The following is a 23,141-nucleotide window of genomic DNA, read 5'->3' as shown; positions in this document are numbered from 1 at the left end:
TTTTCCTCAGGCGCTGGTAGCCCAGTGGGAAGGACGGGCTTCTCCACAGTTCCGGGGAGCAGGGGCTGGCCAGGCCGGAGTGCGGACATCCTGATCTCATGCCGACGCGTCCCACCCTGGAGGAGTCCTCCGGGCCGTTCCTCCCGCAACGTCCACGCCGGTCGCGGCGATCTCCGCAGAGTCGCGAGCGAGGCGCCCCGAAGGTGCCCACAGAGGTGTCCACAGGGGCTGATGCGAGGGAGCCCAGGCACCAGGCGCCGGCCCCCGGCGTCGTTGCCCGCGCGTCTCAAGTGCCAGGAGTCTCAACCCGCGCATCACCGGCCCAGGCACGTCGAGGACCACCGGCGCAGGCACGTCGCGACTCTCCGGCAGGGCGCCTTGAGCCGCGAAGACTGCAGCGGAGCACGCGGACGCGGGGCACGCCGCGTGGAAGACGGAGCAGACCTCCACGAGTCAGCCGACGATTGCATGGCTCCGCGCTGCCCCGATTGTTGCAGCGGTTCCGCATACCGCTTGCTCTTGTTCTCGGCCTGGGCGCAGCGGCAGCCGCCCTGCTGACCAGCGAGGAGGGTCAGCTGGAGACGGCTCTCGCGCTGCGTGTCAACGCCGATATCGCCGCAGGAGATCGACTGAGCTCAGCCGTGGTGGAGGAGGTCCCCGTCGACGCAGCGGCCGTCCCGCAGGGCTACAGCGCAGACATCGAGCAGGTGCTCGGGCAACAGGTGGCCGTGCCGCTGCCGGCGGGGTCGCTGATCCATCCGAACCAGCTGGTCGGTCCGGGGCTGCTGGCCGGTCAGGACCCCGGGACAGTGGCGGTGCCCGTGCGGCCGGCTGATCCGGCGATGATCGGCCTGCTCACTCCGGGTCAGCGCGTGGACGTTCTCGTCTCCTCCGACTCCCCGGAGCGCGGTTCCTCCTCCGCGCTGGTGGCCACCGCGGCACCGGTGCTGTGGACCCCGAAGGATGAATCAAAGAATTGGCTGCCTGCTGGCGGAGAGGCGGGGAGCGTGGTGATTCTGGCGGTGAATCTCGACACTGCGGAGTCGATCGCCCAGGCTACCCAGGAGGGTCGGCTGCACTTGAGTCTGCGCAGTGCGCAGGTGAGCGGTGCAGAGGCAGGTGCCGCGGAGTCGAGCGACGCGTCAGCTGGAGGAACTCGATGAGCTTGACGAACCTGAACCCGAGGCTGAGGAGCTCGAGGAGCCCGCGCCGGAAGTGGCCTTGCTCGGCGCCGTGGACGGCGACTTGGACCCGGATGAATCCGACGAGCTGCTGGAGGACGAGGAGCCCTCCGAGCTGGAGCTCTTGCTGGACTCTGAACCGGCAGCGGCCGCCGCGCGGGAATCGGTGCGGTAGAAGCCGGAGCCCTTGAAAGAGACGCCGACGGAACCGAACTTCTTGCGCAGTGTGCCCTGACACTCAGGGCACACGGTCAGCGAGTCCTCGCTGAACTTCTGCACGATGTCGAAGGCGTGGCCGCAATTCTTGCAGGCGTAGGCGTAAGTGGGCATCAAGTTCCTCGGGGTTCAGGGCGTTGCCCGGTCGAATGCATCGCCGAGCAGCATGCGTCATTGCTGCCAGTCGATTATAGGGCTCCCACGGTGCTGACACCGCGTTCGGTGACGATGGCGTCCACGCAAAGGTCGTGAGACTCGACCGGAAACGAACCCGCGTCGAAGACTTCCTCAGCGTGGACCACCGCAAGGAAACGAATCGAAAGGAGGCCAGCGTGTTCGTCCGCGCGGGCCGAGCCCGACGTCCCAGGTCCGAAGGTCGAGTCATAGAAGCCACCGCCCTGACCCAGCCGGGCGCCGTCGTGGTCCACGGCGAGTCCCGGGACCAGCACCGTGAGCCCGTGGGGATGCAGATCTCTCAGCTCAGCTGTGCTGATCCGGTCCCCGAGCGGCTCCTCCATCGGCAGAACCTCGTGTCGTCGCAGCGTGCTCTCCGCCGTCCAACGGACCCACTGGAGCTCGCGCAGCCCAGGGTCCTGCTGCTGCGCCGGATCGACCACGGGCAGGAACACCGAACCGCCGCGCCCCAGATGCTGAGCCAGGAACGGACGCACATCGGGTTCCCCCGGAATCGGCAGATAGCCCGCTACGGTCGCACCGGCGGGAACCTCGGCCGCCAGCACCCGCGCTACCTCTTCGCCACGGGCGGCGAGCTCCTGCGCGCTGAGCTGTCGACGGCGGGCGCGCAGCCTCCGCCGCACAGCGGCCTTGTCGTCGGGGGAGGGAGCCGGTGTTGGTGTCATGGTGAGAGCCTCAGTGCGGCTGCCGAGCCTGAACAAGATCGGCGCGGAGATGTTCTGCGGCGTCGGCCAGGCTGGGGGAGAAGGTGTACTGGCAGCTCAGGCGCAGCAGAGCGCTGTGCTCATAGCTGGCCAGCGCCTGGGCTGAGACCCCGTTCCGATAGGCCGTGTCGTTGAGCAGCTGGGTCACCACCGAGCGCTGCTCCGCGTCCCACAGGCCTCGGATCTCGTTCCACCGTGCGCAGGCGCGCAGCGACCCGAGATCCAGCGCCGGATCGGCCCACCCGGCGGAGGAGACCTTCAACAGGGCGGGGCCGAGCTCCGCGGACCAGAGCAGATCTTCATCACGCAGGTGTCGATGAGCCGGAATCAGCCGGCCCTTGGGAAGCTTCTGCAGCGCCTCGCAGGCGGCGTCCACTGCCTCCTGGAAGAGCTCAGCCCCCATGATGTAGGGGCGGGTCTTCTCTTCCCAGCGCTGGAGTCGGTTGATCTCCGCGGCGGCGTCATGCACGGGTGTGCTCTCTGGAAGCTCGCCCGGGTGCTGGATCGCCGTGGACCACGCATCGAGTGCCTGATCCCAGGCCTGTTCCCATTGGCTCGGTCCGAAGCGCTCCGGACGGTGCAGCGAGACCCCCGGGAGCGCCTGGAACGTCATCGTGGAGTCGTCTTCGGCGACCGTGCGTGGAAGCCGGAATGGCCCGGCAAACGCCTGCGCATGCCGCATCCCGGCACGCAGGGTGGACGCCTGGCCGGGAGGGAGGACCACCGTGTAGGTCTCATCTGCACTGTCCGCGCGGCCGTTGCGACCCCGGATGCTGTGCCGCACCACGGCACGCTGGCCCGGCTCATGGGCGATCACGATTCCGCCCTCGGAGACGTCCTGCAGCGCCGGCAGCTGCGGGTCGGTGCCGGCAGGGAAGAGCTCCAGGTGCTCGGTGGGTCGGGCCAGATCCGCGCGCTCTTCGACCCAGAATCTGCCTGCGCGTCGCGCGCGGCGCGGCAGATGCGTCCCGGCGGAGGTTTCGCTCGTCCGCGAGTCGGTTCCGGCGGCCGCACCAGGGTCCTCGGGATCCGCGTCGGCGGTCTTTGCGTACTCATCCGGGACGGAGGCCACTTCGACGACGAGCATCTCGGCGTCACCCTTTACGGGCCAGGCGCGCTCGATCGACCAATGGCGACCCTCGGCGGAGAGGGTCCGCGACGGCAGCGCAGAGACAGTATGGGCCATGTTCGAAGCATTCCTTCTCGACCGATTCGGATGAGCCCAGCTTATGCGCCGACCTTCGCCTCGTCCCGCCGAACGGCCGGTCAGCCGAAGATCAGAGCCAAGACTCGATCCAGATGCGCATCCGCCACTGCTCATAAGGGATCATCTCGGCTGTCCAGAGCGGAAGAAAGAACACCGAGGCCGCCACACACAGCAGCACGAAGCACAGCAGAATCACCGTGTTGCGCTGCCGCGCTGCCACGATCGCCCCGGCTTCACGCTGGGACCCGTCAGCGCGCCGGGATCCGGTGCCGATGCGCAGCACAAGGGCCGCCACAGCAGTGATCGCCAGGATCAGGAAGGGGTGATAGCTGATCGTGTAGAAGAAGAACATGGTCCGGTCCGGGAACAGCAGCCACACCAGGAATCCAGCCACAAACCCGGAGAGAATCGCGCCATAGCGCCAATCCCGTCGACCCAGCCAGAGGGCCACCACGATCACCACGGCGATCAATCCAGCCCACCAGATCAGCGGGTTGGCAAGGTCCAGCACCGCGGAGGAGCACGCCGACACCTGGCAGGTCTCGCCGGTCTGCGCATACACCTCGCCCTCAGAGATCCCGTCGTAGTGCATCGACACCGGGCGGCCCATGAACGGCCAGGTCCAAGGAGAGGAGGCGTACTCGTGCCCGTTGCTGAGGCCCTGATGAAAATCGGCGGCCGAGACGTGGTAATTCCAGAGGGAACGGATCGGTCCCGGGACCAGTCCGGCGAGACCCTCGGCGGGGTGGCTCAGATGCCACATCCGGCCCCAGCCCTCACGCGAGAACAGCCAGCCCGACCAGCTGGCGAGATAGACGGCCGCCGCCACCGGCAGCACCGTGAGCACCGCCGGGACCGCGTCGCGGAGCAGGCCGACCCGGAACCAGCGGCCGACGCCGGCGGCGCGACGGGCCTGCAGATCCCACAGGATCACCATGACCCCGAAGACCGCGAAGAACGCCAGCGCGGAGAGCTTCACTGCGACGGCGGCGCCGAGCAGCACGGCCGCGAGCAGTCGCCACGGGCGCAGCGCCAACCGCGTCCCCCGGGCCCGGGCCAGCCCTCGACTCGAATCTCTGCTCTCGTCCAGGCGTGCCGTGCCGACTGAGGAGTCGCGCGCCACCGCCCACTCGGCCAGCCGCCGTCGTCCGCTGTATCTGTCAGCCAGCAGGGCGCCGAAGGCGGCAAGCACGAAGAGCATCATGAAGATGTCCAGCAGCGCGACCCGGCTCATCACCAGGTGATGACCCTCGATGGCCGTCAGCGTGCCGGCGAACGCGCCCAGAAATACCGAGCGGAACATCCGTTGCGCGATTACGGCGATCAGCAGCACCGCCAGGGTTCCCGCCACCGCGGCGGAGACCCGCCAGCCCAATGCGGAGTCATACCCGAAGACGCGCAGCCCGAGGGCGATCAGCCACTTGCCCAACGGAGGGTGCACCACGTAGGCGGCCTCGTCGGAGGGCGGGGCATTCCCAGTGAGCCACGCCTCATCGGCGCCCTCCGGCCATTCCAGCTCGTAGCCCGCGGTCAGCAGCGCGAACGCGTCTTTGGCGTAGTAGGTCTCATCGAACATCAGCAGGTGCGGGGTGGAGAGATTCCGCAGCCGCAGGATGCCGCCGATGACGGTGACCAGGACCGGGAGGATCCAGCCCCAGACGCCGGGGCGATAGGGTTCGGCGCCCAGCCGGCGGTGCATCCGGCTTAATGCAGACCCGCTCAAGGCAGACCCGCCCGCACCGGACTCGGCGGTCTCACCGGCGGGGACCGGGAGGCGGCGGGCAGGCTCGGCGGAGGTCACTATGGGTATGCTACTTGGCGCAAGCCGATCACCAATCAGAGGCAGGCGTGTCATGGACTCAGGCGCAGCAGATGGATCCGATGACAGTCTCGAGGCAGCAGCAGCAGCCTCCTCCCTGTGGGACACCCCGATCGTGCTGGCGGCCACGCCCATCGGCAACCTCGGCGACGCCACCGACCGGCTCAAGCGCCTGCTGGCCAGCGCGGAGATCATCGCCGCGGAGGACACCCGGACGGCCCGCCACCTGGCGCGCGCGCTGCAGGTGAGCACCCACGCCCGGCTCGTCAGCCTGCATGAACATAACGAGGCCTCGCGGGCCGAAGAGCTCGTGGCGCAGGCCGCGGGAGGGACCCGGATCCTGGTGGTCTCCGACGCCGGCATGCCCTCGGTCTCGGACCCCGGGTTCCGCCTGGTCGAGACCGCCATCACCGCAGGCGTGGGAGTCACGGTCGCTCCCGGCGCCTCCGCGGTGACCACGGCCCTGGCGTTGTCCGGGCTGCCCACCGACCGGTTCACCTTCGCCGGGTTCGTGCCGCGCAAGTCGGGGGAGCGCAAGAAGCTGCTCGCCCGTCTGGCCGGCGAGGAATGGACCACGGTGCTCTTCGAATCCCCGCACCGGGTGGCGGCGACACTCACCGAGTTCGCCGCCGCGCTGGGGGAGGACCGTCCGGCAGCGCTGGCACGGGAGCTCACCAAACGCTACGAGGAGGTGCTGCGCGGCGGCCTCGGCGAGCTGGCTGCGGCGGCCTCGGACCGTCATCTGCGCGGCGAGATGGTCCTGGTGATCGGCGGCGCCGCGGTCGGTGGGGCGGGGGCTGAAACGCTGAGCCTTCCCGCGCTGGCCGACGTCGTGCTGCAGAAGGTGGAGGAGGGCATCAAGCTCAAGACCGCGGCCAAGGAAGTCGGCGCCGCGCATTCAGTTCCCGCGAGTGATATCTATGATGCCGTCCTGGCCCGGAGGCGCGCCGAAAACCCCCGTTGAACAGTAGAATGATCGACACAGCGGATGAGGGACTCCACCGCAGGGGAATCGATGAGCAGGCGGGGCCATGAGCGAGGACAGCACGGGTGGCGAACAGCCAGCCCGAACCAGCACCACCAGTCAGATCCGCGAGGCTGCAACCCAGCAGGTGGCGCAGCTGGATCCGCACTCGAACTCCACCGATGGGGTGCTTGAACTCCTTGCAGTTCGCCCCCAACAGCCCGTCTACGCCGTGCCCAACGGCACCGGTGGATGGGTGGACGTCTCGCTCACCAGCTTCGTGGACCAGGTCCGAGGCGTCGCCAAGGGGCTGATCGCGCTCGGCATCGAACCCGGGGACCGCGTCGCCGTGATGGCTCCCACGAGCTACAGCTGGGCCGTGGTGGATCAGGCCATCTGGTTCGCCGGCGCGATCTCCGTGCCGATCTATGAGACCAGCTCCGCACACCAGGTCAGCGCGCTGCTCAAGGACGCCGAGACGAAGCTGGCGCTCGCCGGAAGTGCCGAGCTGCACGACCGCCTGCGCGCTGCCGGTGCCAAGCTCAACGGGTCGCGACCTTCTGTGCTGCCCATCGGGGAGCTGCGCCAGCTCGATGATCTTGCTGCCGCCGGAGAACACATCAGCGACGAGCAGCTCGAGGCGGCGCGCTCACACGCCACCCTCGACGACGTCGCCACTCTGGTCTACACCTCCGGCACCACCGGGGAGCCCAAGGGGGCTCGGATCACCCACCGCAACCTCGCCGAGGGCGCGGCCAACATCCTGCCCTTCGCTGCGGAGATCCTCGGAGAGAACGAATCCCGCACGCTGCTGTTCCTGCCGCTGGCCCACGTGCTGGCCCGCGCGGTGCAGCTGATGTGCCTGCACCGCGGCGTGCAGGTCGCGCACTCCTCCGACCCGTCGGCGCTGCTGGATGATCTCGCCAGCTTCCGGCCCACCTGGCTGCTCGCTGTGCCCCGCGTGTTCGAGAAGGTCTACGCCGGGGCTGCGGCCAAGGCGCGCGACGAGGGCAAGGGCAAGGTCTTCGAGACCGCCCGAGTGACGGCCATCGCCTACTCGCAGGCGCTGCAGGACGCCGCCACCGGTGCCGGCCCCGGCCCCTCTGTGCGGCTGCGGGCGCGGCGGGCGATGTTCGCCAGACTGGTCTATTCCAAGCTGCATGCCCGGCTGGGCGGCAGCGTGCGCTACATGATCTCGGGAGCCTCCACGCTGAACCCCGAGATCGCACACTTCTTCACCGGCATAGGACTGCCGGTCCAGGAGGGGTATGGGCTCACCGAGTCCACAGCCCCGATCACGCTGAACATTCCGGGTTCGACCCGGATCGGCACCGTCGGCATCCCGGTGCCGGGCAACACCGTGCGCATCGCCGAGGACGGGGAGGTGCTGCTGAAGGGCCCCGTGATCTTCGCCGGCTACCACGGCAGTCCCGATGCCACTGCTGAGGCCTTCGACACGGAGGGCTTCTTCCGCACGGGCGATCTCGGCGCACTGGACGAGGACGGCTTCCTCACGCTCACCGGCCGGAAGAAGGACGTGATCGTGACCGCCGGCGGCAAGAACGTCTACCCCATGCCGATGGAAGAGATCATCCGCGCCCACCCGCTGGTGGCTCAGGTCATCGTGATCGGGGACAATCGGCCCTACGTGGCGGCGCTGATCACCCTCGACGCCGACGCCGTGGCCGAATGGTGCCAGAGCAACGGGTTCCGCTCGCTCTCGCTGATCGACGCCGCGAAGCATCCCAAGATCCGCCAGGAGATCGGGCTGGTCGTGGAGGCCGCCAACCGACAAGTCTCACGCGCCGAGTCGATCCGCAAGTTTGAGCTGCTCGACGTCGAACTCTCCGAGTACTCGGGCCACATGACCGCCTCCATGAAGCTGCAGCGGCACCGGGTGCTCGCCGACTTCGAAGGCGTGATCAACTCGGTCTACTCGACCTGACCCCGCCCACGTGAGCGCCCACCCCTCCGAGCCCCCGCCCCTCATCTGTTGGGCACAAACTGTCGGAATGAGTTGGTTCGGGTGCCCCCATTCCGACGATTCCTGCCCAACCGATGAGCGCGAGGCCCTTCATGGCCGACTTCGCCGAGAAATAGCCTCCGCAACCTGCCTGACCGCCGATGCGAAGCCCTCCGCATTATCGTCCGCGTTGAAGTGGAGGACCGTCCACCCGGCGCTGAGGAACGTGTTGTTGCGCCTCTGATCAAACCTGGCCTGTTCGACCGTGAAGTGAGTGGCGCCGTCGTACTCCATGGCTAGCTTCAATTCCGGGTAGCCCATATCGGCACAGGGTGAGTGCGGCCAGTCCGGTCGGGCGGGAACCTGCAGAGACGGTTCGGGCAGTCCGGCGCGGATGAGCGCGAGTCTCAGTTTCGTCTCCCTCGCCGAGTCCGCACCTACCCGGACAAGGTCCGCTGCAGCCATGGCCCGTCGTCGTCCGGGGGAGCCGTGCATGGACTCCACGACCTCGTTGAGCTGCTCCAGGGTCGCATAGGGCTCGAATCTGCCCTCATAGGAGGAATAGGGGCGGCGGACCAAGTGGTCGCCGATGATAACCAGCTCGTCGACGCTGAGTAGCCCGGCCATGTCGAACCAGGTCCGCACCGGCGTTGTCATCGTGACGCCGTTCCACTCGCTGAGGTCACCAGCCCGGATGCGGACGCGGTGATGGGTGACCGCCGGTCGCCTGATGCGGTGAGTCGTGCCTGCGGGTTGGGACAGGTGCACCGTTCCGTCGTGTGCAAGCTGCAGGGGAAGGGGCAAGCGATGGATCTGAGCTGCCGTCGTGTGGGACAACCAGCACTCGGGAAGGGCACGAGCGAGGATCAACGCGCGCTGAAGAATCTGTGTCTGGGGCGTATCCGGCACTGCAAGTCGATGAATGTGGATGCCCCATGACAACTGGCTGATGTCCTTCCGCCGAACCCGTTCCTGCGAGAATCCCGCGCCAGGCAGGTCTCCATAGAGGAAGGGACCTCCGGTGAAACCGTTGGGAAGCTGGCGCGGGCGTCTCATACGCTCATTTTCAAGGAGAGAATCGGGGTTCCTCGGTTATCCACAGGCCTTCGAATGGTTCCGGAGTGGCTCTGCGGAAGCTCCCCGGAGGCTCCACGGAGGGGTCCACGGAAGCTCCACGGAGGGGTTCGCCATCTGGTGGGCACAAATCGTCGCTATGACGGGCTCCGCACCCACTCTTTCCGACAGTTTCTGCCCAAAGGATGACGGGTGGGGTGGGAAAGGGGCGGGAACTGGATGGGAACGGGATGGGAACGGGGCGCGGAGGGGGCGGGGCGATACAGTGGATGACCGTGAGTGAAGAGCAGCGAAATCGTGCAGGCGCCCAGACGAGCCCTTCCGTGACGGCGGGGGAGGTCCCGCGCGCGTACCGCCCTGCGCCCGCGAAGAACGACGACGCCGCCGGCTCGGCTCCCAGCGAAGGCACGGCCCTCAACGGCACGACTCCCACCGGCACGGCCCCCACCGGCACGACTCCCACCGGCGGCGCGCCAGCTGGGCCCACGCGGGAGCAGGCGGAGGAGAAGTCCGGGAAGAAGCGCCGGCTGCAGTACCCGCCCGCTCCCGAGCCGCTGCCCGTGCCGGTCCTCGACAATCACGCCCACCTCGATTTCCGTGACGGCGAGGTCAGAGTCACCGTGCGCGAGGCGCTCGATGCCGCTCAGGCCGTGGGCGTGGTGGGTGCGCTCTGCGTCGGCTACGACGTGGCCTCCTCGGAGTTCTCGGTGGATGCCGCCGGCAAGGATCCGCGGCTGAAGGCCGCCGTGGCGCTGCATCCCAATGATGCGCCGGAGCTCGCGGCCGAGGGCAACTATGAGGCCGCCTTCGCGCGGATCGCCGAACTGGCCCGGCATGATCAGGTCGTCGCCATCGGGGAGACCGGGCTGGACTTCTACCGCACCGGCCAGGACGGGGTCGCCGCCCAGAAGCGCAGCTTCGAGGATCACATCGCGCTTGCCGTGGAGACCGGGCTCGCCATGCAGATCCATGATCGTGACGCCCACGCCGAGGTGGTCGAGGTGCTCCAGGACGCCCCCACGCTGCCCAGCGCCGTCGTCTTCCACTGTTTCTCCGGGGACGCCGAGCTCGCCCGCATCTGCAATGCCAACGGCTGGTACATGTCCTTCGCCGGGACGGTCACGTTCAAGAATGCACGGGGCCTGCGCGAGGCCCTCGCGATCGCTGACCCGCAGCTGATCCTGGTCGAGACCGACACGCCCTTCCTCACACCGCATCCTTACCGCGGCCAGCCCAACGCGCCCTATCTGATCCCGCAGACCATGCGGCTCATGGCCGACGTGCGCGAGGCGAAGCTGGAGTCGCTGTGCCAGCAGGTCATGTTCAACACCACCCAGGCCTACGGGAGCTGGACATGAGCGATCACCCCGCCACCCAGCCGCTGCTCTCCGCAACCCACGTGCGTGCCCTCGCCGAGCAGCTCGGCGTGCGCCCCACCAAGCAGTGGGGGCAGAACTTCGTGATCGACCCCAACACAATCCGCCGCATCGTGGGGCTCGCGGACCTCGACGGCAGCGAACACGTGCTCGAGGTGGGTCCGGGGCTGGGCTCTCTCACCCTGGGCCTGCTGGACGAGTCCGCGCTGGTCAGCGCCGTGGAGATCGACCCGAAGCTCGCCGGTCAGCTCCCCGAGACCGTGACGCAGTTCCGCCCGGAGCTCGCAGCGAACCTGCACGTCATGCAGCAGGACGCGCTCAAGCTCACCCCGGAGTCCTTCGCCGAGATCGGCACGGGTCAGACCAAGGGCGCCGGTCCCGAGGTGCTGGTCGCGAACCTGCCCTATAACGTCGCCGTTCCGGTGGTGCTGCACCTGCTGCAGATTCTGCCCTCCCTGCGCAAAGGCCTGGTCATGGTCCAGGACGAGGTCGCGGACCGGCTTGTCGCGGGACCCGGCTCCAAGATCTACGGTGTTCCCAGTGTGAAGGCCGCCTGGGACACGCAGATGCGCAAGGCCGGAGTGGTCGGCAAGCGCGTGTTCTGGCCCGAGCCGCGGATCTCCTCCGGGCTGGTGCGCTTCGACCGGCGAGCGGTGGCCTCGGTGGAGGTCACCCGCGAGGAGGTCTTCGCCGTCATCGACGCCGCCTTCGCCCAGCGACGCAAGACCCTGCGCGCCTGCCTTGCCGGGATCGCAGGCTCAGCGAGCCATGCCGAGACCGTGCTCCGCACCGCCGGGGTGGATCCCTCGGCCCGCGGGGAGACCCTGGACATCCACGCCTATACCGCGATCGCCGCCGCCCTGCGGGACACCCCGGCCGCGGAAGCGAACCTGGATCCGGCACAGGCCCTTGCCGTGGAGGAGGCTCCCACCACGGGACACACCGCCGACGACGACGCGGCCAGCTCCAGCACCGCCGATGCAGACCCGCATGTCAGTGGCGAGCAGTAGGGTCGGTATATGCGGGAGAGTGAATTCTACGGACATGTGACGGCCGTGGCGCCAGGCAAGGTCAACGTCAGCCTGCGCGTCGGTCCGCTCCGCGAGGACGGCTATCACGAGGTCGCCACGCTGTACCTCGCCGTCTCCCTCTACGAGGAGGTCACGGCCTCTCCGCGCGAGGACAGTGCCATCACGGTGAGCCTGTGTGAGCGCTCGGCGTTCACCGAGGTTCAGACCCAGGACCCGGAGACCGGCGAGATCGTCGCGGCCGCCATTCCGCTGGATGAGCGCAACCTCGTGCACCAGGCTGCCTCGAAGCTCCGTGATCGGCTGGGTATCACCAGCGGCGTGGATCTGACCATCACGAAGAACGTCCCGGTGGCGGGCGGTATGGGCGGAGGCTCGGCCGATGCCGCAGCTGCCCTCGTGGCCTGTTCCGCGCTGTGGGAGGCCGGACTCTCCAAGGAGCAGCTGGCCGAGATCGGCGCCGAACTCGGCGCCGACGTCCCGTTCGCCATGCTCGGCGGGGCCGCCGTCGGCCAGGGTGTCGGCGACGAGCTGTCACCGCTGCTCACTCGCGGAGAGCTGCACCTGGTCATCGTGCCGGCCAACACCGGCCTCTCCACGCCGAGCATCTACGCCACGCTCGATGAGATGCGCGACCGGCAGAACATCACCGCCGACGAGCCGGACCTGGACCCGGACCTCGTGCGGGCCGTCTGCTCCGCCGATGCCGAGCTTGTCGCTTCGCTCATGGCCAATGACCTCCAGGCCCCGGCCGTGGCGCAGCTGCCCACGCTCGAGGACATGATGGACATCGGCATGATCGAGGGCGCCCTGCAGGGGATGGTCTCCGGCTCCGGGCCCACTGTGGTGTTCCTCGCCCGGGACGCGGAATCGGCCCACCAGCTGGCCACCAGCCTCGAGGAGCGCACCGAGGTCTGGGCCATCCCGGTCACCGGACCCGCACACGGAGCGCGCCTGGTCAACGGCAACGGCCGAGAGCACGGCTAGCCGGCCAGCCGAGAACGGCTAGCCCACCAGCCGAGAGATCGGCTAGCTCACCTGCTCGTAGAGCTCCACCCAACGCTCCTCAAGCTTCGCGTTGTCCCCCTGGAGTCGCTGCACATCGGCGCTGAGCTTGCCCAGACCCTCGGAATCCGTGGGGTCGTGATCAGCCATCTGGCGCTGCTTCTTCTCGATCTGGGTGGTCAGCTTCTGCATCTTGCGCTCCAGAGCGCCGACCTCCTTACGCAGCTCGCGCTCCTCGGCGCTGGAGAGCCCCGAGGGTGTCGGGAAGGCAGCCTTGGCCGTGGCGGACGCTGACTTTCCGGCCTTGCCGCTCGTGGAGCTTTTCCCGCCCCTGCCCTCGGTCGCGCCGGAGTCTCCGGCCGTGAGCCGCAGGTACTCTTCCACGCCGCCGGGAACATGGCGGAACTTGCCGTCGAGGATCGCGTACTGCTGATCCGTGACGCGCTCGAGCAGATACCGGTCGTGGGAGACCACGATCAGCGTGCCCGGCCAGGAGTCCAGCAGGTCCTCCATGGCGGCGAGCATGTCGATGTCCAGGTCGTTGGTGGGCTCATCGAGGATCATCACGTTGGGTTCAGTGAGCAGCACCATCAGCAGCTGCAGGCGGCGACGCTGCCCGCCGGAGAGCTCGCCGACCCGCGCCGAGAGGTGGGCGGTGGAGAAGCCGAGACGCTCCAGCAGCTGAGCGGGAGTGTGCTCCTTGCCGTCCACCACGACCTGGGTCTTCTCCCGAGCCAGCACCTCGCGGACGCGGTCGCCCTCGATGTCGGCCAGCTGGGAGAACTGCTGGTCCAGGGTGGCCAGGCGCACGGTCTTTCCCTGCTTGACCTGGCCGGCGTCGGGCGTCAGCTTCCCGGCGATCAGGTTCAGCAGCGTGGACTTGCCGGCACCGTTGGCACCGAGGATGCCGGTGCGCTCGCCCGGACCGATCCGCCAGGTGACGTCGTCGAGGATCTGCTTCTCGCCGAAGGCCAGGGAGACATCGAGGACGTCGACCACATCCTTGCCGAGCCGGGCGGTGGCCATCTTCTTGAGCTCCACGGTGTTGCGCGGAGGAGGGACATCGGCGATCAGCTCGTTGGCCGCGTCGATGCGGAACTTCGGCTTGGTGCTGCGCGCCGGGGCGCCGCGGCGCAGCCAGGCCAGCTCCTTCTTCATCAGGTTCTGACGCTTGGCCTCCACGGCCGCGGCCTGACGGTCGCGCTCCACGCGCTGGAGCACATAGGCCGCATAGCCGCCGTCGAAGGGCTCGACCACCCGGTCGTGGACCTCCCAGGTGGTGGTGCTGATCTCGTCGAGGAACCAGCGATCGTGCGTGACCACCAGCAGCCCGCCGGAGGTGCGCGGCCACCGGCGGTTCAGGTGATCGGCGAGCCAGGAGATGCCCTGGACGTCCAGGTGGTTCGTGGGCTCATCCAGGGCGATGATGTCCCACTCGCCGACCAGCAGCTTCGCCAGCGCCACGCGTCGGCGCTGACCGCCGGAGAGATCCGCGATCGTGGATTCCCAGGGGATGTCGGAGACCAGTCCGGCGATGACGTCGCGGATCTTGGGGTCCGAGGCCCATTCGTGGTCGTCGGCGTCCCCGACGATAGAGAACCCGACAGTGTGGTCAAGATCAAGGTCATCGGACTGGTCCAGCACGCCGAACTGCACGCCCTTGCGCCGGGTGACCTTGCCCGAATCGGGCTCCAGGCGCCCGGTCAGCATGCCCAGCAGAGAAGATTTGCCGTCACCGTTGCGTCCGACGACGCCGACGCGGTCGCCTTCATTGACGCCGATCGTCACGGAATCGAAGACGGTGCGGGTAGGAAATTCGAGGTGTAGGGCTTCAGCCCCCAGAAGATGTGCCACCCATCCAGGGTAATGCCCCGGTTCAGGCTGAAGTTTCACGCGGTTTCATCTCCCCCCGCGCCGCATGCGAAGATGGACCAGCGCGTGGCCGGGAACTGGTGTGCTTGGAAGGAAAGAGCATCCAGACGCCCGACGTCGCACTCCGCCTTGGTGTAATGGCAGCACGCCAGCCTTTGGAGCTGTGCAGTCTAGGTTCGAATCCTAGAGGCGGAACGGCACTGAACTGTACAGCCGGGCCTATCTACACTGGAGGGGTCCAAGAACCGCCTCGAGGAGCAGCCTTCGTGACCACGCCCCAGCCAGCTCGCCCCACCGCCGTGATCGTGCTCGCGGCCGGAGCCGGGACCCGGATGAAGTCAGCCACACCGAAGATCATGCATCCCATCGGTGGAGTCTCGATGATCGGGCATGCGCTGGCCGCCGCGAAGGGCCTGGATCCCCAGCATCTGGTCGCCGTCGTCCGCCACCAGCGCGAGAAGGTGGCCGCGCACATCACGCAGCTCCAGCCGCAGGCGGTCATCGCCGATCAGGACGAGGTTCCCGGCACCGGGCGCGCCGTGCAGGCCGGCCTGCAGGCGCTCGACGCCGCGGGCGCACCCGCCGAGTCTGGCACCGTCGTCGTCACCTATGGTGATGTGCCGCTGCTGACCTCGGAGATGCTCGCCGAGCTCGTGGCGACCCACGAGGCAAGTGCGAACGCTGTCACCGTGCTCTCCGCCATGCTCGACGACGCCGCGGGCTACGGTCGGATCCTGCGCAGCGATCAGAACCCGCAGGACGTGCTCGGGATCGTGGAGCACAAGGACGCCACCGAAGCCCAGCGCAGCATCACCGAGATCAACTCCGGGATCTACGCCTTCGACGCCGCCGTGCTCAACCGCGCGCTGAGCCAGGTCACCACCGAGAACGCGCAGGGCGAGATGTACCTGACCGACGTGCTCTCCATCGCCCGCGCCGAAGGTGGCAAGGTCTCCGCCGTGGTCACCGCCGACCGCTGGCAGGTCGAGGGCGCCAATGACCGGGTGCAGCTGCAGGCGCTCGGCGCCGAGATGAACCGCCGCACCGTGGAGCGGGCCATGCGCGCCGGCACCACGGTCATCGACCCCGCCACCACCTGGATCGACTCCACGGTCACCCTGGAGGAGGACACCACGATTCTCCCCGGCACCCAGCTCCACGGCGCGACCCACATCAGCCGCAACGCCGTCGTCGGCCCCGACACCACGCTGACCGATGTGATCGTCGGCGAGGCGGCCACCGTCACCCGCGTGCACGGATCGGGCGCGCAGATCGGCGCCGGTGCTAGCGCCGGACCGTTCACCTATCTGCGCCCCGGCACGGTCCTGGGGGAAGAGGGCAAGATCGGCGCCTTCTACGAGACCAAGAACGTGACGATCGGCCGCGGCAGCAAGCTCTCTCACCTCGGATACGCCGGCGACGCGACGATCGGCGAGTTCACCAACATCGGCTGCGGCAACATCACCGCGAACTACGACGGCGAGAACAAGCACCGCACCGTCATCGGCTCGCATGTGCGCACGAGCTCCAACACCGTCTTCGTGGCGCCGGTGAGCGTCGGCGACGGCGCCTACACCGGGGCCGGGGCCGTGGTGCGCAAGGACGTGCCGGCGGGAGCGCTCGCGCTCTCGGTGGCCCCGCAGCGCAACGCCGAGGGATGGGTGCAGGCCAAGCGGCCGGGCTCCGCAGCCGCCGACGCCGCGAACGCCGCCGGAACCACCGACGGCGGCCGGTCCAGCGCCGCAGCCCAGGCCAGCGGCGCAGCCCAGGCCAGCGGACAGAACGGGCGCGCCCAGCAGGGCAACGAGCACACCGAGTAACGTTTCACCAGGCACCAACCCACTGCAACGCCGGCGAGAGGCAAGAACACCCATGGACGAGATCAGGCTGAGCGGGGAAAAGACCCTAGTACTGGCATCCGGTCGGGCACACCCGGAGCTGGCCCAGGAGATCGCCGAGGAGCTCGGCACCGAGCTGCTGCCGATGAGCGCCTACGACTTCGCCAACGGGGAGCTCTACGTCCGCGCCTCCGAGTCGGTTCGCGGCAAGGACATCTTCCTGCTGCAGTCCCACCCGGCACCGCTGAACAACTGGCTCATGGAGCAGCTGATCATGGTGGATTCCATGAAGCGTGCCTCCGCCAAGCGGATCACGGTGGTCTCCCCGTTCTACCCGTACGCCCGCCAGGACAAGAAGGGACGCGGCCGCGAGCCGATCTCCGCCCGTCTGGTGGCTGATCTCTACAAGGCTGCCGGCGCTGACCGGATCATGAGCGTGGATCTTCACACCGCGCAGATCCAGGGCTTCTTCGACGGGCCCGTGGACCATCTCTTCGCCGTTCCGCTGCTGGCCGATCACATTCGCAGCCGCGTCACTGAGGACGAGGTCACCGTGGTCTCCCCAGACACCGGACGCGTCCGGGTCGCCGAGCAGTGGGCCGATCGACTGGGCGGTGCCCCGTTGGCCTTCGTGCACAAGACCCGCGACGTCACCCAGCCGAACAAGGCGGCCTCCAAGCAGGTCGTCGGTCAGGTCGAGGGGCGCACCTGTGTGCTCATCGACGACATGATCGACACCGGTGGAACGATCTCCGGCGCGGTCCGGGTCCTCAAGGACGCCGGCGCAAAGGACGTCATCATCGCCGCGACCCACGCCGTGTTCTCTGACCCGGCCGCTGAGCGGCTCGCCAACTGCGGCGCCCGGGAGATCGTGGTGACCAACACGCTGCCGATCCCCGAGGACAAGCGCTTCGAGGCGCTCACGGTGCTCTCCATCGCGCCGATCCTCGCCCGGGCGATCAAAGAGGTCTTCACCGACGGTTCGGTGACCTCCCTCTTCGACGGCGACGCCTGAGCCCCACCCCACGCTGAGGGGCGGGTTAGTCCCCACCCCACCTTGAGGGGCGGATTTTCCGAGTAATTGAGGCCTCAGAAGGGCCCAGATACCCGGAGAATTCGCCCCTCAACGCGTAGTGGCGGTCGCCCAGGCCACGACGACGTCGCCGATGAGGCCCCGCATTCGGTCACGGCGGGGCTGCGTGGTGAAGTCCGGGTCGAACAGGTAGCTGAACGTATAGCGGTTGGCGATCTGGAAGACGCAGTAGGAACTGATCAACAGATGAAGGTCGAGGGCGTTGACCTCCTCGCGGAAGGCACCCTGCTTCTTGCCCTGGGCGATGATGCCGTCGAGGATCGTCACCGCCGGCTGGCCCAGATCGCTGAGTGACTCCAGCTTTCGGATGTACTTGCCGCGGTGGATGTTCTCGATCGAGACCAGCCGGATGAAGGCCGAGTTCCGCAGGTGGTGCTCATAGGTGAGCTCGGCGAGCTCGCGCAGCGCGTCGATCGGGTTCATCTCATCGACCTGGAGGGTCTGCTCAGCCTTGCGGATGCCGCGGTAGGCATTGTCCAGCACCGCCAGATACAGCTGTTCCTTGCCCCCGAAGTAGTAATAGATCATCCGCTTGGTGGTGCGGGTGCGGCGGGCAATCTCATCGATCCGGGCACCGGAGTAGCCGTCGTCGGCGAAGACCTCTGTGGCCACTGCGAGCACCTCGGCTCGGGTGCGTACGGCGTCGCGTTGGCGGGGCGGCGTCTGGGTCACAGTATTCTCCTCCTGGCTTCGCCGCGAGAGTATCAGATCCTCTCACGGCAGGGTCCTGATGGCTTATGCCCCTGTCAGAAGGCGTTGGGGGTTCTCCACCATGAGCTGCCGTTCCAGGCCGGCGTCGAGACCCTCCGCACGCAGCCGCGGCAGGATGCGGCGGTGCAGGTGATCCATGCTCCACTGCGGCGCGTGCTCGGCGCGCCAGGAGGGTGGAGTGATGCGGCTGAACACGGCGGCGTCGTGGGAGAGCAACAGCTTCTCCGCGTACCCCAGTTCCAGCAGCGCCAGCAGCATGCGGATGCGGTCCTCATCGGAGCCGGTGTGACTCATCCCGAAGCGGTCGAAGCCCAGGAAGGACCCGGCATCGGCTAGCTCGCGGAGGTAGTTGAGGTCGGTGGAGTCGCCGCTGTGGCCGATGACCACCCGTTCCAGGTTCACCCCAAGGCTGCCCAACAGACGCTGCTGCTGGAGTCCGCCGTGTGAGGCGGGATCCGAGTGTGTGGTGATCGGCACACCGGTGCTCAGGTGGGTCTGGGCTGCGGCGGTGAAGACGTGGGCCACGTCTTCGGTGATCCCGGCACTGTCCGAGCAGACCTTGAGCATCGCCGCACGCAGGTCGGTGCCGGCGATGCCCTCCTCGATGTCGCGCAGGAACAGCTCAATCAGCGGATCGGGACCGTCCACCAGCCTGCCCGGCCCGTTGAGCCGGAAGAAGTGCGGCAGCACGTCGCTGGTGTACCAGCCGGTGGCTGCCAGAATACGAACCGACGTGCGGCGGGCCAGCTCGGCGACCCGCCGCACGTCGCGTCCGAGACCGGGGACCGTGAGGTCCACGATCGTGTCTACGCCCAGCTCCGCCAGCGCCTGCAGCTGAGCCTCGGCTCGCGCCATCACCGCGACCTCATCCCACTCAGGGTGGGGGAGGTCGCGATCCAACTGCGGATCACTGACGATCAGGTGCTCATGCACCAGAGTCGTGCCCAGTGAATCTCCGGGCACCTCTCCGGTGAGCGTGGGAACCATGCTGGACATAGGCTCAGGTCACTCGCTCGTGGAGCGGATGGCCTCGAAGGTGGCCAGCGAATCGCCCTCGAGGGCCTCTTCGAGGTTCGGGATGGTCATCTCCCGGAACGCCTCCACGTCGACGTCGTCGTTGACCTCCCAGTCATCACCTTCCTGCCATTCGGCCAGCGTCTCTTCTTCATCCGTGGCGACGCAGTCGGTCACCTCGGTCACGGCGGAGTCCACGGCGCTGGTGAGCGCCTCCTGCTGCTCCTCGTTGAGGTCATTCCACTTGTCCGACATGATCACCAGGTTGGTGTTGAGCTGGTGCGCGCTGAGGTTCAGGTAGTCCTGGACCTCATTGAGGTTCTCTGACTCGATGTTGGTGATCGGGTTCTCCTGACCGTCCACCGCGCCCTGCTGCAGCGACAGGTAGAGCTCCTCGTAAGCGACCTCCACCGCGTCAGCCCCCATGGCCTCGGCGTTCATCAGGAACTGTGGGGATCCGGGGAAGCGGATCTGCATGCCTTCCAGGTCCTCGGGTGAGCTGATCGGCTCGTTGGAGGTGAAGTGGCGGGCACCGGCGGACCAGGCGCCGAGGGTCTGGATGCCGGCGGACTCGGCGAAGTCATCGACGACCTGCTGGCCCTCCTCGCTCTCCATGAAGCGGGCGAGGTGATCGGCGTCGTCGAAGGCATAGGCGGCGTCGAGCACGCTGATCGGCTCGTAGACGGCACCCAGCGCGGAGGCGCCCTGGATGTCGATGTCCACGTCACCGGAGGCGACCGACGCGATGCGGTCGGCGTCGCCGCCGAGCTGGCTGGAGCCGAAGATCTCGATGGTGAGTCCGACGTCGGCCGCCTCGACCTCTTCCTTGATGACATCGGCGCCGCAGCGGGCCTGGGGTTGGTCATCGTTGTAGCTGTGCGCGAGGGTCAGCTCCATGGACTCGCCACTGCCGCCGTCGCCGCTGGCCTCCTCGTCGCCTCCGCCGCAGGCGGTGAGGCCGAGGATGGGCAGGGCGGCGATGACTGCGGCCTTGCTCAGGGTGTTATATCGCTTGGACATGGTGAGTGTTCCTCTCATCGGTGCATCGTTGCACGCGGGTGTGGTGATTCTGCTTCGATCAGGGCATTGAGGTCATCGAGCATGGACGCGCGGTCTGCGGTCTCGCCGGTGAAGATCTCGAAGGCGTCGGCGGCCTGATGCATGGCCATGCCGAGCCCCGAGACCGTCCGGCAGCCTCGTTCTTCGGCTGCGCGGAGCAGCACGGTGTCCACCGGCCGGTACACCACGTCGGCCACCCAGTGCCGCGGTTCCAGCAGCTCGGTGTCGAAGGGTGATCCCGGGTGGTGGGCCATGCCGAACGGAGTAGCGTTGACCACGCCGTCGGCACGCTGGAGAAGCTGAGGCAGGTGCTCGGGTTGAGCCCGCTCAGCCGTGAAGCCATGCGTGGTGTGCAGGCTGCGAGCCAGGGTGGCGCTCTTGTCGAGATCCACGTCCACCAGGCTCAGGCTTGTGACTCCGCGCATGACCAGTGCATGCGCCACCGCGGAGCCGGCCCCGCCGGATCCCACCAGGACCACGTGGCCGCAGGCGGTCTCGCCCAAGCCGTCTTCGATGCAGGCCTGGAATCCGGTGACGTCGGTGTTGTGTCCGACTGCGGCGCCGTCGTCGGTGAAGACCACGGTGTTGACCGCTCCGATCATGGCGGCGGAGGGCCCGAGCTCATCGAGCAGCGGTACCACGGACTGCTTGGCGGGGAAGGTGACGTTCAGTCCATTGAAGCCGAGGCGCTGAGCCATCTCGAGAAGCTGGCCGAGCTCCTCCTGGGAGTCCTCGCCGCCGGCGAACTCGATGCTGCGGTAGATGTAGCGCATTCCGTGCCGCGAGCCTTCAAGCTCGTGCATCGTGGGGGTCAGCGAAGGACCCACGCCATGGCCGATGAGTCCGGCCAGGATGCTGCGCCCGGTATCGGTGCTTCTCCCCGTATCTCTCGGATTGGTCGTCACAGGCCGAGCACCTCCGGGAAGAACATCAGCGCGTTGGGGAAGAAGATGACCAGCAGCAGCACAACCACCGCAGGCATCGCGAAGGGCAGGGCTCCCTTGAAGACCTCACCCACGCGGGTCTCCGAGACCGAAGCGGTTACGAACAGGGCCGTGCCCACTGGGGGAGTCAGCAGCCCGATCATCAGCGAAATGATCAGCACCACGCCGAGCACAATGGGGTCGATCTGGTACTGCATGGAGATCGGAAGCAGGATCGGCACGACGAGCACGAGGATCGCGGTGGCGTCGATGACGGTCCCCAGGATGAGCATCAGCAGGGCCACGAGGAGCAGGAACACCGTGGGATTCTCGGTGATGCCCAGCAGCGTCTCGGTGAGCAGCTGCGGCAGACGCTCGAGGGCCATGATGTGACCCAGAAGCGCGGCGGAGGCGACGATCAGCATGATCGCGCCGGTGGTCAGCGCGGTCTCGCGCACGGCCGCCAGGAAGCCCTTGAAGGAGAGCGAGCGCTGGATCAGCGAGATCAGCAGCACCCAGAAGACGGCGACGGCGGCCGCTTCGGTCGGCGTGAACAGGCCGCCGAGGATGCCGCCCAGGATGATCACGGGTGTCACGGCGGGCAACAGCACACCCTTGGTGGAGCGGATCAGCTCCTGGCGATCGAAATGACCTGCCCGAAGGTTCGGATTGCGCCGGACCAGGATCCAGACCACCACGCACAGCCCGACGGCCATGAGCAGCGCGGGGATCACGGAGGCGGCGAATAGCGCGCCGGTGGAGGCGGCGGCCAGACCGGCGTAGATGACGGCAGGGATGCTGGGCGGCATGACCGGGGCGATCAGTGAGGAAGCCGCGGAGAGTCCGGTGGCGAATCGGCGGGTGTAGCCGTTGCGCAGCATGGCCGGGATCTGCACCTTGCCCAGTGCGGCGGCATCGGCGACGGCGGAGCCGCTCATCCAAGAGAAGCCCACGCTGGCGCCCACGGTGACGTAGCCGAGGTTGCCGCGGATCCGGGCGAGGGCCGCCATCGCGAAGCGGAAGAGTCGATCGGCGAGGCCTGCGTGGTTCGCGAGGGTTCCAAGGAACACGAACAGCGGCACCGCCAGCAGCGGGAAGCTCTGCACGGCGTTGGTCACCTGACGCAGGCTGGTGCCGGAGGACTGTCCGTCCAGGAGCATGTAGACCAGCGAGGGACCGAGGAACGCGAAGGCCACCGGCACGCGCACCAGAAGCAGGACGGCGATGGCAACGCCCAGAAGAATGAGTGTCACGAGTGGTCCTCCACGGTGTTGGTGTGCAGCTGCGCCGCGTCATGGTCAGCGTCGGGCAGGATCGGCCCGTGCTTGGCGATCATCCACGCGGCGACCAGTGAACGGAGGACGGTGCTGATCATCCCGGTGAGCACCGGGATGTAGACCACTGACATGGGCAGGCGCAGCACGGGGGAGCTCAGGGCGCCCTGGGTCTGGATGAGTCCCCAGGCCTCGTTGCTCAGACCCAGCGCGATCAGCGCCACGATGAGCAGCGAACCCACCTGCACCACGCGGATGAGCCGCGGGGCGGGCAGCGTGTCGACGACTTCCAGCGCGATGTGCCCGCGCAGGGTGATGAGCACCCCCGCCACGGAGAAGGTCATCCAGGCCAGGCCGAAGCGGGAAATCTCGCCGGTCCAGGCCAGACCCTCGAAGGGGGTGTAGCGCTGGGCGGCCTGGGTGAAGACGAGGACGAGGATCACAAGAAGCATCACGCCGGCGAAACCGAGCTCGATGCGCGTGAGCACCTCCACCACTCGGCGGCTCAGGGGTTTCCTGGTGTCGGTCACGGGGTTCCTTTGATCACGAGAAAAGTGGCGTGCGCCACAATGACTGGAACAAACGTACCGGTTCGTACATTAGGTGTCAAAGGTCACGCTGGAGA

General features: G+C 67.7%; 20 protein-coding genes, 1 tRNA gene and 1 pseudogene. 10 read left to right on the top strand and 12 right to left on the bottom strand.

Translation table 11 applies throughout. The features are described 5' to 3' along the window. Positions 1 to 488 precede the first annotated feature (488 nt). Both cpaB and IY716_RS14045 read left to right on the top strand, forming a co-directional pair. Positions 489 to 1,163, top strand: a complete 675-nt coding sequence (cpaB, locus tag IY716_RS10395) for a Flp pilus assembly protein CpaB (RefSeq protein WP_218221642.1) — start codon at positions 489 to 491, stop codon at positions 1,161 to 1,163. Further along, entirely contained in the window at positions 1,120 to 1,356 is a 237-nt protein-coding gene (locus IY716_RS14045; protein ID WP_369699730.1) for a hypothetical protein, read from the top strand. The genes cpaB and IY716_RS14045 overlap by 44 nt, the downstream gene beginning before the upstream one ends. Before the next feature lie 62 nt (positions 1,357 to 1,418). Here the strand turns inward: IY716_RS14045 and IY716_RS14040 are convergent. The 4 genes and pseudogenes from IY716_RS14040 to IY716_RS10375 all read right to left on the bottom strand — a co-directional run. Next, a pseudogene (locus IY716_RS14040) lies at positions 1,419 to 1,511 on the bottom strand (FmdB family zinc ribbon protein); the annotation flags it as partial. Between the two features lie 74 nt (positions 1,512 to 1,585). Continuing rightward, positions 1,586 to 2,257, bottom strand: coding sequence for a 5-formyltetrahydrofolate cyclo-ligase (locus IY716_RS10385; RefSeq protein WP_218221640.1), 672 nt, complete (start codon positions 2,255 to 2,257; stop codon positions 1,586 to 1,588). Positions 2,258 to 2,267: 10 nt separating this feature from the next. Continuing rightward, complete coding sequence (locus IY716_RS10380; RefSeq protein ID WP_218221639.1) at positions 2,268 to 3,482, bottom strand: hypothetical protein; 1,215 nt, start codon at positions 3,480 to 3,482, stop codon at positions 2,268 to 2,270. A gap of 91 nt (positions 3,483 to 3,573) precedes the next feature. Then, complete coding sequence (locus tag IY716_RS10375; protein WP_369699682.1) at positions 3,574 to 5,304, bottom strand: dolichyl-phosphate-mannose--protein mannosyltransferase; 1,731 nt, start codon at positions 5,302 to 5,304, stop codon at positions 3,574 to 3,576. A 52-nt stretch (positions 5,305 to 5,356) separates the two neighbouring features. Here IY716_RS10375 and rsmI point away from each other — a divergent pair, with 52 nt between their 5' ends. After that, complete coding sequence (gene rsmI, locus IY716_RS10370) at positions 5,357 to 6,286, top strand: 16S rRNA (cytidine(1402)-2'-O)-methyltransferase (protein WP_218221638.1); 930 nt, start codon at positions 5,357 to 5,359, stop codon at positions 6,284 to 6,286. A 67-nt stretch (positions 6,287 to 6,353) separates the two neighbouring features. Beyond that, positions 6,354 to 8,231 carry a long-chain fatty acid--CoA ligase gene (locus IY716_RS10365; RefSeq protein ID WP_255316740.1) on the top strand — a complete coding sequence of 626 codons (1,878 nt, stop codon included), beginning with the start codon at positions 6,354 to 6,356 and terminating at the stop codon, positions 8,229 to 8,231. 129 nt (positions 8,232 to 8,360) lie between these two features. On the opposite strand, the gene IY716_RS10360 is transcribed toward IY716_RS10365, so the two are convergent. Further along, complete coding sequence (locus IY716_RS10360) at positions 8,361 to 8,906, bottom strand: endonuclease domain-containing protein (RefSeq protein WP_218221637.1); 546 nt, start codon at positions 8,904 to 8,906, stop codon at positions 8,361 to 8,363. 692 nt (positions 8,907 to 9,598) lie between these two features. On the opposite strand from IY716_RS10360, the gene IY716_RS10355 reads away from it, so the two are divergent. From IY716_RS10355 to IY716_RS10345, 3 genes are read left to right on the top strand one after another with little or no spacing between them, the layout of a single operon-like run. Next, the gene (locus tag IY716_RS10355) at positions 9,599 to 10,681 is read left to right on the top strand and encodes a TatD family hydrolase (protein WP_369699681.1); all 1,083 of its coding nucleotides are present in this window, start codon (positions 9,599 to 9,601) and stop codon (positions 10,679 to 10,681) included. Next, positions 10,678 to 11,709, top strand: coding sequence for a 16S rRNA (adenine(1518)-N(6)/adenine(1519)-N(6))-dimethyltransferase RsmA (gene rsmA, locus IY716_RS10350; RefSeq protein WP_218221635.1), 1,032 nt, complete (start codon positions 10,678 to 10,680; stop codon positions 11,707 to 11,709). Before IY716_RS10355 ends, rsmA begins: the two co-directional genes overlap by 4 nt. A 9-nt stretch (positions 11,710 to 11,718) precedes the next feature. Continuing rightward, complete coding sequence (locus IY716_RS10345; RefSeq protein ID WP_218221634.1) at positions 11,719 to 12,714, top strand: 4-(cytidine 5'-diphospho)-2-C-methyl-D-erythritol kinase; 996 nt, start codon at positions 11,719 to 11,721, stop codon at positions 12,712 to 12,714. 42 nt (positions 12,715 to 12,756) lie between these two features. Here the strand turns inward: IY716_RS10345 and IY716_RS10340 are convergent, their stop codons facing one another. Continuing rightward, complete coding sequence (locus tag IY716_RS10340; protein WP_218221633.1) at positions 12,757 to 14,586, bottom strand: ABC-F family ATP-binding cassette domain-containing protein; 1,830 nt, start codon at positions 14,584 to 14,586, stop codon at positions 12,757 to 12,759. A 141-nt stretch (positions 14,587 to 14,727) separates the two neighbouring features. On the opposite strand from IY716_RS10340, the gene IY716_RS10335 reads away from it, so the two are divergent. The 3 genes from IY716_RS10335 (at position 14,728) to IY716_RS10325 (ending at position 17,457) form a co-directional block, all read left to right on the top strand. Continuing rightward, a tRNA-Gln gene (locus tag IY716_RS10335) sits at positions 14,728 to 14,799 on the top strand. 137 nt (positions 14,800 to 14,936) lie between these two features. Continuing rightward, positions 14,937 to 16,424, top strand: coding sequence for a bifunctional UDP-N-acetylglucosamine diphosphorylase/glucosamine-1-phosphate N-acetyltransferase GlmU (glmU, locus tag IY716_RS10330; protein WP_218222179.1), 1,488 nt, complete (start codon positions 14,937 to 14,939; stop codon positions 16,422 to 16,424). 52 nt (positions 16,425 to 16,476) lie between these two features. Beyond that, positions 16,477 to 17,457 (top strand): ribose-phosphate diphosphokinase, encoded by a 981-nt coding sequence (locus IY716_RS10325; RefSeq protein WP_218221632.1) that lies wholly within the window; start codon positions 16,477 to 16,479, stop codon positions 17,455 to 17,457. Positions 17,458 to 17,565: 108 nt separating this feature from the next. Here IY716_RS10325 and IY716_RS10320 read toward each other — a convergent pair whose 3' ends face one another. The 6 genes from IY716_RS10320 to IY716_RS10295 form a co-directional block, all read right to left on the bottom strand. Then, positions 17,566 to 18,207 (bottom strand): TetR/AcrR family transcriptional regulator, encoded by a 642-nt coding sequence (locus IY716_RS10320; protein WP_218221631.1) that lies wholly within the window; start codon positions 18,205 to 18,207, stop codon positions 17,566 to 17,568. Between the two features lie 63 nt (positions 18,208 to 18,270). Next, entirely contained in the window at positions 18,271 to 19,242 is a 972-nt protein-coding gene (locus tag IY716_RS10315; RefSeq protein WP_218221630.1) for a phosphotriesterase, read from the bottom strand. A 9-nt stretch (positions 19,243 to 19,251) separates the two neighbouring features. Then, positions 19,252 to 20,280, bottom strand: a complete 1,029-nt coding sequence (locus IY716_RS10310) for a DctP family TRAP transporter solute-binding subunit (RefSeq protein ID WP_218221629.1) — start codon at positions 20,278 to 20,280, stop codon at positions 19,252 to 19,254. Positions 20,281 to 20,294: 14 nt separating this feature from the next. Continuing rightward, the gene (locus IY716_RS10305; protein WP_218221628.1) at positions 20,295 to 21,224 is read right to left on the bottom strand and encodes a shikimate dehydrogenase; all 930 of its coding nucleotides are present in this window, start codon (positions 21,222 to 21,224) and stop codon (positions 20,295 to 20,297) included. Beyond that, a complete protein-coding gene (locus tag IY716_RS10300; RefSeq protein ID WP_218221627.1) occupies positions 21,221 to 22,495 on the bottom strand; it encodes a TRAP transporter large permease in 1,275 nt (424 codons plus the stop codon). The genes IY716_RS10305 and IY716_RS10300 overlap by 4 nt, the downstream gene beginning before the upstream one ends. After that, complete coding sequence (locus IY716_RS10295; protein ID WP_218221626.1) at positions 22,492 to 23,046, bottom strand: TRAP transporter small permease subunit; 555 nt, start codon at positions 23,044 to 23,046, stop codon at positions 22,492 to 22,494. Before IY716_RS10295 ends, IY716_RS10300 begins: the two co-directional genes overlap by 4 nt. Positions 23,047 to 23,141 lie beyond the last annotated feature (95 nt).

Source organism: Nesterenkonia sp. Act20 (assembly GCF_019173455.1).
In the GTDB taxonomy this organism is placed as follows: Bacteria; Actinomycetota; Actinomycetes; order Actinomycetales; family Micrococcaceae; genus Nesterenkonia.
Note: the sequence above shows the minus strand (reverse complement) of the source record. Positions and strands in the feature narration are given on the sequence as shown.